The organism is Phocaeicola sp. GP0067 (assembly GCF_031119655.1).
Taxonomy (GTDB): domain Bacteria; phylum Bacteroidota; class Bacteroidia; order Bacteroidales; family Bacteroidaceae; genus Phocaeicola; species Phocaeicola vulgatus.
Genome location: NZ_JAVHZY010000034.1, coordinates 1 through 17,345 on the forward strand (window position 1 = coordinate 1; position 17,345 = coordinate 17,345).

8 protein-coding genes and 1 tRNA gene are annotated in these 17,345 nt (G+C 42.4%); all 9 read left to right on the forward strand.

Translation table 11 applies throughout. From position 1 onward, the window contains the following. Positions 1–74 (forward strand) — tRNA-Asn (locus tag RE317_RS18555). Between the two features lie 139 nt (positions 75–213). Next, positions 214–4,434 (forward strand): two-component regulator propeller domain-containing protein, encoded by a 4,221-nt coding sequence (locus RE317_RS18560; protein WP_117697552.1) that lies wholly within the window; start codon positions 214–216, stop codon positions 4,432–4,434. Positions 4,435–4,516: 82 nt separating this feature from the next. Beyond that, positions 4,517–6,781, forward strand: a complete 2,265-nt coding sequence (locus tag RE317_RS18565) for an alpha-N-acetylglucosaminidase (RefSeq protein WP_117873370.1) — start codon at positions 4,517–4,519, stop codon at positions 6,779–6,781. 7 nt (positions 6,782–6,788) lie between these two features. Then, entirely contained in the window at positions 6,789–7,907 is a 1,119-nt protein-coding gene (locus RE317_RS18570; protein ID WP_117873372.1) for an acyltransferase family protein, read from the forward strand. 75 nt (positions 7,908–7,982) lie between these two features. Further along, the gene (locus RE317_RS18575; protein ID WP_117873374.1) at positions 7,983–11,006 is read left to right on the forward strand and encodes a TonB-dependent receptor; all 3,024 of its coding nucleotides are present in this window, start codon (positions 7,983–7,985) and stop codon (positions 11,004–11,006) included. 20 nt (positions 11,007–11,026) lie between these two features. Continuing rightward, entirely contained in the window at positions 11,027–12,667 is a 1,641-nt protein-coding gene (locus RE317_RS18580; RefSeq protein ID WP_117873388.1) for a RagB/SusD family nutrient uptake outer membrane protein, read from the forward strand. Between the two features lie 73 nt (positions 12,668–12,740). Beyond that, on the forward strand, positions 12,741–13,553 hold the full coding sequence (locus RE317_RS18585; protein ID WP_032938918.1) for a glycerophosphodiester phosphodiesterase family protein: 813 nt from the start codon (positions 12,741–12,743) through the stop codon (positions 13,551–13,553). A gap of 19 nt (positions 13,554–13,572) precedes the next feature. Continuing rightward, positions 13,573–15,906, forward strand: coding sequence for a GH92 family glycosyl hydrolase (locus tag RE317_RS18590; RefSeq protein WP_117694738.1), 2,334 nt, complete (start codon positions 13,573–13,575; stop codon positions 15,904–15,906). A gap of 26 nt (positions 15,907–15,932) precedes the next feature. Further along, on the forward strand, positions 15,933–17,345 hold the full coding sequence (locus RE317_RS18595; protein WP_117873376.1) for a glycoside hydrolase family 28 protein: 1,413 nt from the start codon (positions 15,933–15,935) through the stop codon (positions 17,343–17,345).

Here is a 17,345-nt window from a genome sequence, read left to right on the forward strand (position 1 = left end):
TCTTCGTTAGCTCAGTCGGTTAGAGCATCTGACTGTTAATCAGAGGGTCCTTGGTTCAAGTCCAAGACGAAGAGCACAAAGGTTCGCAGATAGCGAGCCTTTTTTGTTATCATACATATCATAAAAGCCTTCATCACATTCTTTTGTAATTCCATTGTAATCTCCAGCCGCCATTTTCCTTATATTACTCTCAGATACAAGATTTCCACTCAAATGTTTTGGAACTATCTTACTATTATTTACATTTGTTGGGAAACAATTACTAATATGAAAACGCACATTATAGCACTTCTTCTACTTACAGGAGGAGTATTGAACTTATTTGGAGAAAACTTACATAACTTTTTCAACCGATATAATTTCAGCTTCATTACAGAAGATACTGGGTTACCCCATAACTTCATCAATGATATTTACAAAGACACTCAAGGATATATCTGGGTAGCTACTAATAATGGAATAGGACGGTATAATGGCTATCAATTCATTCATTATAATTCCCAATCCCACTCCATTCGCTTGAAAAACGACTACGTGCATAAAGTCTGTGAGGATAAGTTTCAACGACTCTGGATAGGGTCGGAAGAAGGAATAGACCTCATTGACTTGAAACATTATACACAGATAGACACGGACAAAGAACTGCCTGCCGAATTGAAATCTCTAGCAAGTAACTACATTGCATCCATCTATCGGGACAAGCAGGATAATTTGTGGATATCGACAGACAAGAATCTATGGTATCTGGAACTAGGCGTAGACGGGCAAATAAAAGATTACTATAAACTGAAAAAAGATACAGAATCCCCCATCCACGCTGTTATTGACCTGCAAGAATACATCTGTGCAGGCATAGATAATCATGTATGCCGTATTGAAAAAGGAAGCAACCACTTACTGAAAACCAGCATGGTATCGGAGCTGCTGAAACCCTTCTCAGAAGACTGGAGAATTCTCTGCATGGAAACTGACGGGGAATTGTTATGGATAGGAACCAATCGCGGACTCTTCAAGTATAACCATACCCGGCAGAGTTTGAACCGGTACCGTTACTCCAATCATCGCCCCGGAATGCTAAGTCAAGCCTATATAACCGGAGTTAAACTGACTAGCAAAGGAGATGTCATCGTTTCTACTCTGAACGGACTCAATGTATACAATCGGGATACCGATACTTTTACTTATATCCGCCAAAACAATGAAATGCCTGACAAGTCGTTGAACTGTAATTTCATCAACTGCCTGCTGACCGACAATGAGAATATTTGGGTAGGGACCGAGATAGGAGGAATCAATTTATTGACTCCCAATTGTCTGCAAACGTATGTGTGGCAATATAACTATCTTCGAGAAACCTCTCTTTCCCCCAATCCAGTCAATGCCATCAGCGAAGACAAAGACGGAAATCTATGGGTAGGAACAGTAGAGGGAGGACTCAACAAAAAGAGCAAAGGCAGCGATGAGTTCATTCATTATACTTTTGACCAGAACAATCCCACTTCCATCAGTAACAACTCTATCCGTGGCATTCTCATTGATTCCGAAAATCATTTATGGGCATATACTTGGGGAGTCGGAATCAATGAACTAAATCTGAACATCCCCCATAACCAAACTTTCCAACGCCATATCCGGGAAGACTCCATAGGACTGGAAGGAGATTTCCTGAGCAGTGCCTGTGAAGACACCATGAACAATGGTTTATGGTTTGGTACTACCAGAGGGCTTCATTTCTACCATAAAAAGACCAAGCGTTTCACCCGGGTCTTGTTTGACCGTTCCGACAATGAATTCGATGCGGTAGGGTCCATCATTATCGACCGCAAGAAACGCCTTTGGATGGGAACATCTGAAGGAGTTTTCATTATGGATTTACACTCGTTCTCCATTTCCTCCACACAATTCAGCTATACCTATTTAAAACATAAACTGACGGAACCCACTTCATTGCAATTAGAAAAAATAAACTGTATCATAGAAGATCATAATGGTACCATCTGGCTGGGGGCAAATGGGAACGGACTATATCAACTAGCGGAAGAAAACGGAACACAGTTCACATTTCATAACTACACCCGCAAGGACGGGTTACCCAATAATACCATTATAGGTATTGTGGAAGATAAAACGGGACATCTGTGGATGTCCACCAACCACGGCATCGCCCAACTGGATACACAAACCATGACTTTCACCAATTATACAAAAGAAGACGGACTGCCCAATAATCAGTTTTATTGGAACGCATCTTATTATTCTCCCCAAAATAACCTGTTATATTTCGGTACTATAAACGGATTAGTCGCTTTCACCCCCGATATAGCCAAGACCAAAAAACAGGATGCCAAAGTCAAACTGACCTCAATCAGTGTCGCCGGTACCATGGTCTATCCTCCAGCAGACGGAAAAACTCCCTGCGCGGTAACAAATTTACATACCATCCGTCTGCACGAAAAAGATCATGGTTTTTCCATCGAGTTTTCCACCTTAAACTATGGAAACTGTAACCGAGTGAAATATGCCTACCGCTTGAAAAATTATGAGAATGAATGGACAGAAACCCTTCCTGGCGAACATACTGCTAGATACAATTTCATTCCCTCCGGAAAATATGTGTTCCAAGTCCGTGCCACAGACGAGAAAGGACATTGGTCCGATAAAATAACGGAAGTCAAAGTAACCATCACTCCTTATTTCTATAAATCCTGGTGGTTCTATTTATTGCTTGCCATTCTGATCACCGTAGGCAGCTATTATTTTTATCAATGGAAAATAAGTCTGTACCGTCAACAGAAAAAACAACTGGAAAAAGAAGTAGCCCAACGCACCCATGAGCTAGAGTTACAAAATAAACAACTAGAAATAATGGCACGACACGTCGAGGAGGTAACGGAAGAAAAAATTGCTTTCTTCACCAATATCACTCATGAATTCCGGACACCAGTCACTTTAATCAACGGTCCCATCCAACGCGCCCTTGACGAAAGCCATGAGCCGGAAGTAAAGAAACAGCTACAAATAGCTGAACGGAATTCCAATTATCTGCTATCACTAGTCAATGAATTAATGGACTTCAGAAAGTTAGATGCAGACAAAGTTGTATTAAATAAGACAAACGAAAACTTTATCCGCCTTATACAAAATATATTAATGCCTTTCGAAGTATTTGCCCATGAACGGAACATAAACATCATCACCTACTTCCGGCTCTGTACCCCGTTTTGGATATTTGATGTTGAATATATGCGCAAAGCCATTATTAATCTGATATCCAATGCTGTTAAATTCACTCCCGATTATGGAAAAATAAGTTTGTATGTGGCTTCCCTTACCGACAAAGACAACCATACCTGGCTGTTCATAGATATAAAAGATACAGGTAATGGTATCGTACCCGAAGATATAGAACGTATTTTCGAACGCTTCTACCAATCCAAAAAGAGCATCAAATATCCCGTTTATGGACAAAGCAGCACAGGAATCGGACTATTCTTATGTAAGAAAATCATTTCTCTGCACGGAGGCAACATCTATGCAGGAAACAATCCCAAGCAAGGAGCTTTCTTCAGAATACTATTACCTTTGGAAAAAGGTATCCCCCAAGCCAAATCAGAAAAAGAAAAATATGAGCAGAATGAACATCCACTTTCCATTCCTGCCAATGGAAACGAGAAAAAGGAAACCATCCTCATTGTTGAAGATAATGCAGATATGCGTACTTATATTTGTTCCATTCTCAAAAACAATTATCAATTAAAAGAAGCACAGAACGGTGCAGAAGCTCTTTACTTGATTCAAAGAGAAACGATTGATTTGATTGTCAGCGACCTGATGATGCCCGTCATGGACGGGAATGAATTATCCCGCCGGGTAAAAGCTAATCTGGCTACTTCCCACATCCCCTTTCTCATGCTCACTGCCCTCCGGTCTGAAGCCCAAGAAAGAATCAGCTATGAAATAGGAGTAGATGAATATCTGTGCAAACCATTTGATGAGGTTATTCTAAGATTACGTATCCGAAATATACTTGCCTTACGCCAGAAATACAAATCCATGTTCTCCACTAGTATGAATTGTGAAACATTGAATATAAACGCTAGTTCCAAAGACAACACATTTATGACATCGGCAATCAATTTAATGAAAGAACATTATGCCGACTCGGATTATAACTTAGAGCGCTTTATCCGCGATATGGGATACAGCAAAACCTTAGTCAATCAGAAATTACAATCTTTGACAGGGCAATCCATTGGTCAATTCATGAGAAACTACCGATTAAATGTGGCAAAAGACACTTTAACCAAAGTAGAATGTGACATTTCTGTTGCAGAAATCGCATATGCCGTAGGTTTTAACGACCCTAAATATTTCACAAAATGCTTCAAAGAGCTGTTTGGAGTACTTCCAAGCGAATATTTTGGAAAAAAATAGTTCACTTTACTATTTTACTCCATTTGTGCACCATATTCTCCTATAAAAAGCTTTGTTTCCCTTACATTTGTAAAAAACAGAAATGCAAATGTATATGAAAAACACATTCTTATTATTGAGCTGGCTGATATTACTCCCCTCCGGTATACTGGCAAACCCCATCAAGGAAATGCTGGAAAGGATAGACAAGGGAGCATCGGACAAGTTCGTAGTCGAACTACACAAAAGCTCAAATGACTTTTTCGAGTTGGACCAAAAAGGCGACAAGGTAGTGATACGAGGCAATACCTATATTAATATAGCAACCGGAATCAACTGGTACTTAAAGTATCATGCCGGAATCCACCTGTCATGGAACAGTATGCATGCCTCACTACCCAATGTTCTTCCTCCCGTCTTCCGTAAAGAACGCCACGAAACAAATCTGGCCCTGCGTTATGATTTCAATTACTGCACCTACTCCTACTCCATGGCATTTTGGGATTGGAAACGTTGGGAAGAGGAACTGGATTGGATGGCACTGCATGGCATCAACCTGCCACTTGCTGCCGTAGGACATGAATGTGTGTGGCGTAACCTATTACTCCGCTTAGGATTTTCCAAACAGCAAATCAATGATTTTATTGCCGGACCAGCATTCCTTGCCTGGTGGGAAATGAACAATTTGGAAGGCTGGGGAGGCCCTAACCCCGATAGTTGGTATAAACAGCAAGAAGACTTGCAGAAAAAAATATTGAAACGAATGAAAGAATGGGGAATGCACCCCGTACTGCCCGGTTACTCGGGTATGATCCCCTCCAAACTGGATTTGGGAAAACGTATTGATGGTGGAAAAGAAGAGAAAACATTAAGCAACACTTCCTCGGAATCCGCCCAAAGCACTCTCAACAAATGGAACGGGTTTGACCGACCGGGAATCTTACTGCCCGACGATCCCAAGTTTACCCAGATTGCCAGCCTTTTTTACGAAGAAACCGAAAAGCTGTATGGAACAAGTGACTACTACTCCATCGATCCTTTTCATGAAGCCAAAAGCTTGCCTGCCGGACTAGACTTCGGCAAAGCCGGCAAGGCTATTATGGATGCAATGAAAAAGGCTAATCCAAAAGCTGTGTGGGTGGTGCAGGGATGGACAGAAAATCCACGCCCGGAAATGATGAAAGCGCTGAATCCCGGCGATCTGCTCATCCTTGATTTATTTAGCGAATGTCGTCCCATGTGGGGCATTCCCTCTATATGGAAACGAGACAAAGGATACGAAGAACACAACTGGTTGTTCTGCCTGTTGGAAAATTTCGGTGGGAACGTGGGTTTGCATGGAAGGATGGACCAACTTCTTCATAATTTTTACCTAACCAAAGACAACCCACTGGCCGCTCAGCTAAAAGGCATCGGTCTGACAATGGAAGGCATTGAAAATAATCCCGTTATGTTCGAACTGATGTGCGAACTACCTTGGCGTGCAGAAAAGTTTACCAAAGAAGAATGGATAAAACAATACATCCGCGCACGCTATGGCACAGACGATGAATCTATCTGGCAAGCTTGGCAAATCTTGGCAAACGGTATCTACAACTGTCCGGCAGGCAACAACCAACAAGGTCCTCACGAAAGTATCTTTTGCGGGCGCCCATCACTGAATAATTTCCAAGCATCCAGCTGGAGCAAAATGTGCAACTATTACGACCCCACTACCACAGCAGAAGCCGCACGATTGATGGTGAGCGTGGCACACAAATATCGCGGTAACAACAACTTTGAATATGATCTAGTTGATATCACCCGACAAGCCATTGCCGACCGTGCCCGAATAGTGTACAATTACGCTGTTGCCGACTTTAAAAGCTTCGATAAAAAAAGTTATGCCACACATACCCGACAGTTCTTGGAACTACTGATAATGCAAGACAAACTGTTGGGCACACGCAAAGAATTCAAAGTAGGGAACTGGATTCAACAAGCGCGCAATCTAGGAAGTACATCTGAAGAGAAAGACCTCTACGAATGGAATGCCCGCGTACAAATTACCACATGGGGAAACCGTTACTGCGCCGACATCGGTAAGTTACGAGATTATGCCCATAAAGAATGGAACGGACTACTGCGCGACTTTTATTATAAACGTTGGGAAAAATACTGGCAAGTACTGCAAGACCAACTGGATGGCAAACTTCCTGTACTGCCAGTAGGTAATTCATCAACCCCCACTGCCGATAATCCAGCCATGACCATAGATTGGTATGCCCTGGAAGAACCATGGACACTGGCAAAGAACACCTATGCGGCATCTGCCGAAGGTGATTGTATAGAAGTAGCGAAAGAGGCTATAACATTGATAAACAATTGATAGTAAGATGAAAAAGAAAGAACTCGATACAGAAACCGCACAGCAGGCACTGCCCATTAAAAAAAGGCTTTTGTCACTCGATGCACTCAGGGGCATCACTGTAGCAGGAATGATTCTGGTTAACAATGCAGGAGGCAAAGTGTCGTATGTACCTTTACAACATTCTGCATGGAACGGACTGACACCTTGTGACTTGGTTTTTCCTTTCTTTCTGTTCATCATGGGTATTTCAACATATATTTCATTGAACAAATTCAATTTCAACGTTTCCCTACAAGTGGTAACCAAGATATTGAAACGCACATTTCTTATTCTATGCATCGGATGGGCAATCGGTTGGTTTGACCATGTATGTGAAGGTGACTTCCTGCCTTTTGTCCATCTGCGCATCCCCGGGGTACTGCAACGCATTGCTTTATGTTACTGTGTTATTTCTTTTACAGCCCTATTTATGAATCATAAGTTCATCCCCACATTAACCTTTATCTTACTGGTAAGTTACACTGTCATATTATGCATGGGGAACGGTTATACCTGCGATGAAAGCAATATTTTATCCATCATTGACAGGCAACTTTTCGGCGAAGCGCATCTCTATCAGAAGAGCCCGATTGATCCGGAAGGATTTGTAAGCACTCTCTCTGCTATCGCCCACACTTGTATCGGTTTTTCATGTGGAAAATGGATAATACAAAGCCATCAGACAGAAAACAAAGTGCTCCGTTTGTTCTTGACCGGATTCATTCTGATGAGTATCGGCTATTTGTTGGCAGATGCGCTGCCTTTAAATAAAAGAATATGGTCTCCTACTTTTGTTCTGGTGACCTGCGGAGCGGCTTCCATGTCACTTGCCACATTAATGTATTATATAGACATAAGGAATAAACAAAAATGGTGCCGCTTCTTCATCATCTTCGGCGTCAACCCCCTATTCCTCTATGTACTGAGCGAAGTACTTGCCATTATGATGGGAAGTACCGGATGGAAGGCGGCAGCCTATGCAGCCATTCATTCAGGAATAACCGACACCTACCTTGCCTCAGCTGTCTACGCCCTCGTTTTCACTCTGTTTTTGGGGTGTATCGGTTATCCGCTATATCTTAAGAAAATATACATCAAACTGTAACAACCAATTCATAATATATAGAGAACTATGCAGTATTAAACAAGAACATATTAATCAAAACCAAAATTAAATTCTATGCTAAACGTACAATCTCTAACCCAAAGGACATTTGCACAGATAGTAGTCTTTGCATTACTCCTATTAAACAGTACACTGGCATTTGCTCAAAATCAAGTTAACGGTATTGTCACAGACAAGACCGGAGAACCCCTTATCGGAGTGAATGTAGTCGAAAAAGGTACTACCAACGGTGTTATCACTGACTTTAACGGACAGTTTACACTGAATGTAGCACAAGGAAAGACACTCGTATTCTCTTACGTGGGTTACACTACCCAGGAAATTACAGTAAAAGGATCTTCTTTGAAGATTATTATGGAAGAAGATTCTAAAACATTAGATGAAGTTGTGGTAGTAGGTTATGGCAGTATGAGTCGTAAGGATGTAACCAGCTCCATTACCACTGTGAAAGCAGACAAACTGAATGTAGGAGTTTATTCTGACCCTGGACAGTTGTTGCAAGGTAAAGTTCCTGGTTTGACGGTAGTACAAAGCAGCGACCCGACTTCTGGTACAGCTTCTATCTCTTTACGTGGGGCTTCTTCTCTGCGTACCGGTGCGGCAATGGAACCTTATTATGTTATTGACGGTATTCCCGGTATGTCATTAAGTCTGATTGCTCCCGAAGATATTGAAAGCATTGACGTACTTCGTGACGCTTCTGCAACGGCTATTTATGGCTCCAAGGCTGCTAACGGTGTAATCTTGATTACCACCAAAAAAGGTAGTAAAAGTGAGCACACTTCTGTAAACTACAGCGCATATCTTGCATTTGACAACATTGCCAAGCGTTTAGATATGATGACTGCCGACGAACTCCGCACCTATGCCAAGGAAAATAACATCACTCTTCCGAATGACAAAGGAGCAAGCACCAATTGGAACGATGAAGTACTGCGCACAGCAATCAGTCATAACCACAACGTTTCTATCAATGGCGGTTCAGAAAAGACTCAATACAGTGCCAGCATGAGTTATCAAAACAAACAAGGTATCGTACGTGGTACAGATTTCGAGCGTTTCGGCGGCCGCGCATTCTTGCAAACCAAAGCACTGAATGATCGGCTCACCTTAGCCTTTAATGTGAATGCCGCACAATCAAAAGGTACCACCGTTGATTCCGCCAAAGATGGCCAATCCGTATTCGATGCCATGAATTATTATTCTCCACTAGTTCCTGTCACCAATGCAGACGGTTCTTGGTATAGCGACAAAACTATCTCCCAAAACTTCAATCCTGTATCCATGATCAATGAAGATACTTTTGAAAATAACAAGAAACTCCTTCAAGGAACAGCCAAAGGTACTTTAGATATCACTAAGGACTTGAAATGGAACTTAAGTCTTTCCTATCAAGACGAACAATATATATGGAACGAATACCATACCAGCAAATCCCAATATAACACCCGAAATGGCGAAGCTAAACGTATTGCAACAGAAAACAAGAAAAAAATTCTTGAAACATACATAAACTATGATCATACATTCGCCAATATCCACAAACTGGGCCTGATGGCCGGTTATTCATGGGAACAGAATGATGACAATGACAGTTTCGGTCTGGATGTCTACGACTTTTACAATGATAACACCACCTTTTATAATCTGAACCTTGCCAATAAAATGGATTGGCAGAATGGCGGTATCACCAGCAATAATAACGGTCATTTGGAAACTTTACGCATGATCTCATTTTATGGACGTATCAACTACTCCTTCAACAGCAAATACCTGCTTCAAGCAACAATTCGCCGTGACGGCTCCTCTGCTTTTGGAAAGAATAACCGTTGGGGAACTTTTCCATCTGCATCGTTGGCATGGCGTATGAGCGAAGAAAAGTTCATCAAAGATTTAAATGTTTTCGATGACTTGAAGTTCCGTGTTGGTTATGGTGTTAGTGGTAACTCACTCGGATTCGGAGCTTATTCGGCTATCCAGACTTACAGTACTTCAGGTTGGTTCAACTATACAAACGCCAATGGCACACAGAATAGTTACCATACCCTGGCAGCCGCCTCAAATGCCAATCCAGACCTAAAATGGGAACGTACAGCCATGTTGAACATCGGGCTGGACTTCAGCTTCTTTGGAGGCAGATTAGGAGGAACCATCGAATACTATGACAAGCGTACCAGCGACCTGATATACACTTACGAGGTTTCCACAAACCGCTATCCTTTCGGAACCATGCCGGCCAATGTGGGAGATATCAGCAATAAAGGTATTGAATTTACCATTAATGCCACTCCTATACAAACAAAAAATTTCTCTTGGCAAACCAGTTTGAACTTATCTCATAATAAAAATAACGTAGAAAGTATATCCAACAGTGAATATTCCGTAGATTATATCCGTGCAGCCGATCCTGAAATCGCAGGTTATTCTTCAAATGCAGACGTACAGCGCATCATGGAAGGACATCCTATCGGCACCTTCTACACCTACGAATGGGCCGGCTACAATAACCAAGGAGTATCCATCTTTTATGTACACGATCCTGAAACGGGTGAGCGTACAGGCGAAACGACCACAGATCCTGAAACTGATAGAGACCGTACTATTACCGGCTGTGCACAACCTGATTTAAATTTAGGCTGGAGCAATAACTTCCAATACAAGAACTGGAATCTCGATTTATTCTTTACTGGTGTTTTTGGACAAGATATCTACAACGCCACTGCAGAACAATACTCTAATGTTTCTTTTGTGAAAGAAGGCCGCAATGTATTAAAAAGCGTAGCTACCGAACACCGTGCTACAGACACACAATCTCAAGCACCATCCAATCGCTGGATAGAGAACGGTAGTTATTTCCGTCTGTCCTCGGTTTCATTGGGATATACTTTCGGCAAAATTGGTAACTGGATAAACTCGCTCAAGCTATACGCTACTTGTAATAATGTATTCACCATTACCGGTTACTCCGGTCGTGATCCGGAAATCAACCTTGGAGGCTTGGAACCGGGTATGGACAGACGCACCAATTACTATCCGCGTACCCGTTCATTTATGATCGGTGTAAACATGAATTTCTAACCATATAATTGAAAACTGATATGAAAAATAGCATAAAATTAATAACCTGGCTAGTAGGTGGTCTGTTCACCTTCTCCTCCTGCACAGATCTAGATGTGGATCTTAAATCCACTTATACAGAATACCCGGATTCCGAAATTGCCAAAGAAGCGAAAATGGCAGGTTTGTATTATGGATTCGGCGGAGCATTAGGACGTCGTTATATGGAAGCTGCCCTGCTGTCCTCTGATGAATTCATGGCAGTGACATTTGGTGGTAACTGGTATGATGGCGGCAATTATATCCATTCCTCTCTTCATGCCAGCCTTCCAGGAGACGCACACGTGGACTGGGCCGGTGATATTCCAGCTGCAATCACAAAGTGCAATCAAGCAATTTTTGACCTGGGTGGAGAGGATGAAAACAATACCGAACAAGAAGCCTTGATTGCTCCGGCACTTGCCATGCGTGCTTTCTATCATTTTATTTTTATGGATACATTCGGAGCAACTCCCAAATTAGACCATTTGATCGGCGATTCTGAAGCTATCGACCGTTCTCCCCGTTCCGAAATTACAAAATTTATCGAAAGCGACCTGCTTCGTGCTTTGGCTTCCGGCGGTTTAAAAGAAGATGTTGATGCTTCCACTTATGGCAAGCCAACCAAATGGATGGCTGAGGCTCTCCTTGCCAAACTCTATATAAACTGGGCTGTTTATACCTGTGATGATGTAGCTACTTATGATCCAAGCATGACTAATTCCAAATTGAATGATGTCATAAAATATTGCGATGATATCATCGCCTCTGGTCATTTCAACCTCAGTGATGGTTATCGCAAGAAATTCATGCCGGACAACGGCTATCAGATCAAAGATTTCATCTATGCAATGCCATACCAAAATAATGAAACATCAACCAGAGCCAATACTTACGCCCGTTTTCAATTCTGGCCTAAATTCAACAATGACGGCGCGGACGGCAAAGGACTGTTCGGTATAACACTATCCAAAAATGCTGGAGGCGTTTTCATCGTCACTCCTGAAGCAGCAGACCGTTTTTGCCTGGAAGGAGATGAACGCAATGACATCATCATGAAAGGTGCGATCAACTATTATGACATCAGCACACATACAATGGGAACAGAACCTTATATATACAACGGACAACAAGTTGTCCTCACCAAGAATATCACCATCTTGAATGACCAAATGGATCTTGGAAATGACTTGAACGCATGGTGCCAGGGATACCGATGCATCAAATGGGCTATTCAAGCAGACGATTATAACCTCTATAACCGGAATCAAAGCAATGATGTACCTATCTTCCGTTATGCAGATATTCTGCTGATGAAAGCAGAAGCTATTCTACGGGGAGCAACAGCTACGAACGGTGATACGCCACAATCCCTGTTCAACCAAATACGCAGCTACTGTAACGCTCCATTATTGGAGCATTCTCCTTCATTGGACGAGTTGCTTGAAGAGCGTGCACGTGAATTTTACGCAGAAACATGGCGTCGCAATGACCTAATCCGTTTTGGAAAGTTCGAAGACGACTGGGGATATAAAAATCAATATCATCCGGAAGCCAAGACCGAGAAATGGCGTAGAATCTTCCCTGTATCTGTCGGCTTGATGAATTCAAACACCAACTGGAAGCAAAATTACGGTTATTGATAAATTAAATAAGTTTTTATAAGGGCTTGTTACGGCAAGCTCTTATAAAAACCTTTAAAGCAAAAAATAATTCATGAAACGTCATCAAATCTTATTACTTCATATCGCGACATCCATCTTGGTATTATTCCCATTTCCTATACATGCCCATAAAATGATGTACCAGGACTCTATCGAAATCGTAGTACACAGAGGAGCGAACCATATAGCGCCGGAAAACACCATTCCATCAGCTCTAGCTGCATTGAAACATGGAGCCGGCTGGATAGAAGTGGACGTGCGCAAAAGTAAAGACAATATACTTTATAATCTGCATGATGAAACTTTAGACCGTACTACCAACGGTAAAGGTCCCATTCAAGATATGCTATCCAAAGATATTGAAAAATTAGACGCCGGCAGTTGGTTCAGTTCTCGATTTATCGGCATTCACGTACCCCGTATAGCCGAAATGCTAGATACCCTACAAGGAAAGGCACACATTTTTTTTGATGTAAAACGAGGAACTCCGATAAAAGATTTGATTACATTAGTACGCCAAAAAGGATATGAAAATAAAAGTTTCTTCTGGTTTGCAGACTCAGAAATGCTGAAAGAATTTATCAAAATCGCTCCGGAAATGAAGATTAAAGTAAATGCCTCCAATATAGCGGCTTTGGAGAAATGGATGAAAATATGCACCCCGGCCTATGTAGAAACAGATATCCTCAATATCACTCCTCAATTCAAAGAATTCTGCAAAAGCAATCATATCAAGATAATGGCTGCTATTCAGAATGCGAGTGAAAAAGAATATAAAAAAGCGATTGAAGTCCATCCCGATTTAGTCAATCTGGACCGGCCGGAACTCTTTATAAAAATACTCCATCAGGAGATTAAAAAATAACCCTTTTCCAAGAAGAGCTATGAAAAGTACCCTATCTTACCTGCTGATTATATGCAGCCTGTTTACTGCTTGTATCGGTCATCAGGAAGAATCCCTACTGTTCTACGTAGATACCCGTACGGGCACTGCACCAAGCGCAACCCACACCGCAGAACTTTTCGGCAAAAATACCGAAGAGTACGGGCAAACGCTGCCTGCTGTTCTAGAGCCCAACGGAATGAACTTTTGGACTCCCCAAACACAAGATACAGAAGCAAAATGTAAGGCTCCCTATTATTACAAAGATACGAAAATACAAGGTTTCCGCAATTCACATTGGATTGTCGGAGGTTGTACACAGGATTACGGTTCCATGACCTTGATGCCTGTATCGGGTACACTGAAATATCTTCCCCAAGACAGAGGAAGCCTGTTCTCTCACCAAGAAGAAACAGCAACGCCCGCCTATTACTCTGTCCTTCTCAAAGATTATTCCATCTTTGCAGAAATGACCGGACGTTCCCGTTCAGCCATTTTCCGATTCACTTATAACCAACCGGAAGATGCTTATCTCATAGTCAATCCTAACAGTGATGAAGGGAAAGGATATATTGAAATCGATACCATAAAAAAACAGATACGCGGATACAATCCCGTCCACCGCATCTATCAAGGCTGGGGAGAACCCGCCGGATACAACGGGTACTTTATCATTGAATATCAAAATGAAATAGAAGAATATGGTACATTCCGGCATGACAGTCTCTTCGCCGGACAACGACAGATAGCCGATGGAACAGGTATAGGTGCATATCTCCGGTTCAAAATACACTCAGAAGGACCCATATTAATCAAAGCCGCTTCCTCTTTTACTGACATGGAAGGCGCTCAAAAGAATCTGGACACCGAGATACCTCATTGGGATTTTGACCGCACCCGACAGGAACTGAACTCCATCTGGGAACAAAGGCTTTCACAAGTTACAGTACAGACAAACAACCGAAACGATAAAGAGAAATTTTACGGAGCACTCTACCGTGCCTCATTCCTGCCACGTACATTCAATGATGTAGACGGGCGCTATCCTTCTTTTTCCACAGGACACCCGTTCAGACAATCAGCCAACGGTAGAAATTACTATGAAGATTACAGTATGTGGGATACTTACCGTGCTCTCCATCCTTTAGTCAATATCCTAACCCCAAAGAAAGCCGGAGACATGATGCAATCATTGGTGGACAAATATGAACAAGGCGGCTGGCTGCCTATATTTCCTTGTTGGAACAGTTATACCGCAGCCATGATAGGCGATCATTGCATCTCCGCACTGGGAGATGCCTATATCAAAGGAATCCGTAATTTTGATATCAACAAAGCTTGCGAAGGAATGCTCCGGAACGCATTCAGGACTCCCGCCACCTATGAAGAATATAAAAACGGAATGGGACGGCGTGCTTTGAATTCTTATCTGAAATATGGATACATTCCTTTGGAAGACAGCGTACCGGAGGCCTTTCATACCTGCGAACAAGTGTCACGTACTTTAGAATATGCATACGATGATTTCGTATTGGCCCAAGTCCTGCAAAAGTTGGAAACATCAGATGATTACTTTCCTGATCCACAAAAAACAGGACTTTATGATACATTAATGATACGTGCACGATATTACCGTAACGTAATAAACCCTAGCACCGGATATGCCCAAGGCAGATACGCTGACGGAAGTTTCCTCACCGATGCCGGTAACGCCTTTTCTTTCACCCGCTTCATCACCGAAGGAGCTCCCTGCCATTATACTTGGTATGCCCCCCATGATATATACGGACTTATGGAATGTATGGGCGGAAAAGAAAAATACATTGCCAAACTGGATTCCATGTTCAGCGAACACCGCTACTGGCACGGAAACGAACCTTGTCATCAGATAGCCTACCTCTTCAACTATGCCGGACAACCTTGGAAAACCCAACGGGAGGTACGTCATATTATGGAAACAGAATATCTGAATGCTCCCGGTGGTCTGTCAGGTAATGATGATGCAGGACAGATGTCTGCCTGGTATGTATTTTCTGCTATGGGATTCTATCCGGTATGTCCCGGTACACCTTATTATATAATAGGAAGTCCTTCTTTTCCCCGGATGAGCATCCGCTTGGAAAACGGAAAGACATTCACCATATTAGCCCACAACGCCAACAAAAAAAATATATATATCCAGTCAGCAAAACTAAACGGAAAAGAATATGACAAGAATTACTTTACACACCAAGATATAGTACAGGGAGGAACATTAGAGTTCCAGATGGGCCCGAACCCTAATACAAACTGGGGAGCATCCGCCCTCAGCCTGCCTCCCGACAATATGAAATAAGTACAAAAAATAAAAAAACAATCCATATGAAGAATCAAACTATCATCAGCCTCTTATGCTGCCTCCTGTTGTTTGTGACAGGATGCAGTACTTCCCATCAAGGGAACACGTACGACATCATGACCTATGGAGCCAAAGGAGACGGACAAACAGATGATGCCGCCGCTATACAACGCGCCATCAATGCCTGTTCCGCTGCCGGTGGCGGAACCGTAATCATTCCTGCCGGACACACCTTTCTATGCGGTCCGCTATATTTGAAATCCTATGTGAACCTTCATCTGGAACCCAACTCCCGATTGCTGGCCAACCCCGATGAAAGCATCTATACAGAAAGCGCATTCCGCGAAAACCGTGGCGAAGGAATGATGTGGATCAGTGGAAAAGACTTAAAACAAATATCCATTACCGGTACAGGAGAAATAGACGGAAACGGAATCGCCTTCATGGGCAAAGAGCTGGATGATTCCTACGAGCTGAAGCCCGTCACTGATTTTGACCCACGCCCACATGTGCTTACCCTTATCAATGCGGAGAAGACCGTTATCCGTGACATCACGATTCGGAACAGCGCCTATTGGACAATACACCTGATAGGCTGTTACGATGCCTTGATTGACGGCATCTCTTTATTGAATAATCTAAAAATACGCAACGGCGACGGTATTGATGTGGATCACTCCAAAAAAGTACGTATAGCGAACTGCTTCATTGAATCGGGCGATGACTGCATTTGCCTGAAGAATCGTCGGGAATTTGAAGAATATGGCTCTTGCGAAGATATTGTAGTAACTAATTGTGTCATGACTTCACGCTCATGCGCTATTAAGATAGGCTCGGAAAATATGGACAAGATTGATAATGTATTATTCAATAATTGCATTATCAAAAACAGCAACCGGGGCATCGGCATACAAAACCGGGATGAAGGTACTGTGAGCAATGTCATTTTCTCCAATATATTAGTAGACTGTATGTTCTATTCTGATGTATGGTGGGGTAAAGCGGAACCTATCTATGTCACCTCATACCCTCGTGCCGTAGGCAATCATAAAGATGCAGGCTGGCGTTTCCCCAAAGGTGCAACGAAAGGACACTCGGGAGAAGTCAGCAACATTTTCTTCAATCAGATTAAATGCACTAGTGAAAACGGCATTTTCGTAGGGGGAGACACTCCGGAGAAAGTGCATCATATCTATTTTGATGAAATAGATGTCAAGTTGTTAAAACGTACCGGTTATGAAGGCGGTGTGTATGACAAACGTCCTTGTAACGGAGATGGTTTTGTATATGACAAGACTTATGCTTTCTATCTGGACGCCGCTTCGGATATCCGGATTACCGGCTGTAACATTTATTGGGCCTTCCCTCAATTGACACAAGCCGGAGGAGATATCAAAGAGAAGAATACAATACGTGTAAAAATAAACAAGAAATAA

Excerpts from the sequence above, each read along its gene's own strand:
- RE317_RS18560 (WP_117697552.1), top strand. The coding sequence starts at position 214 with ATGTTTTGGAACTATCTTACTATTATTTACATTTGTTGGGAAACAATT.
- RE317_RS18565 (WP_117873370.1), top strand. The coding sequence starts at position 4,517 with ATGCAAATGTATATGAAAAACACATTCTTATTATTGAGCTGGCTGATA.
- RE317_RS18570 (WP_117873372.1), top strand. The coding sequence starts at position 6,789 with ATGAAAAAGAAAGAACTCGATACAGAAACCGCACAGCAGGCACTGCCC.
- RE317_RS18575 (WP_117873374.1), top strand. The coding sequence starts at position 7,983 with ATGCTAAACGTACAATCTCTAACCCAAAGGACATTTGCACAGATAGTA.
- RE317_RS18580 (WP_117873388.1), top strand. The coding sequence starts at position 11,027 with ATGAAAAATAGCATAAAATTAATAACCTGGCTAGTAGGTGGTCTGTTC.
- RE317_RS18585 (WP_032938918.1), top strand. The coding sequence starts at position 12,741 with ATGAAACGTCATCAAATCTTATTACTTCATATCGCGACATCCATCTTG.
- RE317_RS18590 (WP_117694738.1), top strand. The coding sequence starts at position 13,573 with ATGAAAAGTACCCTATCTTACCTGCTGATTATATGCAGCCTGTTTACT.
- RE317_RS18595 (WP_117873376.1), top strand. The coding sequence starts at position 15,933 with ATGAAGAATCAAACTATCATCAGCCTCTTATGCTGCCTCCTGTTGTTT.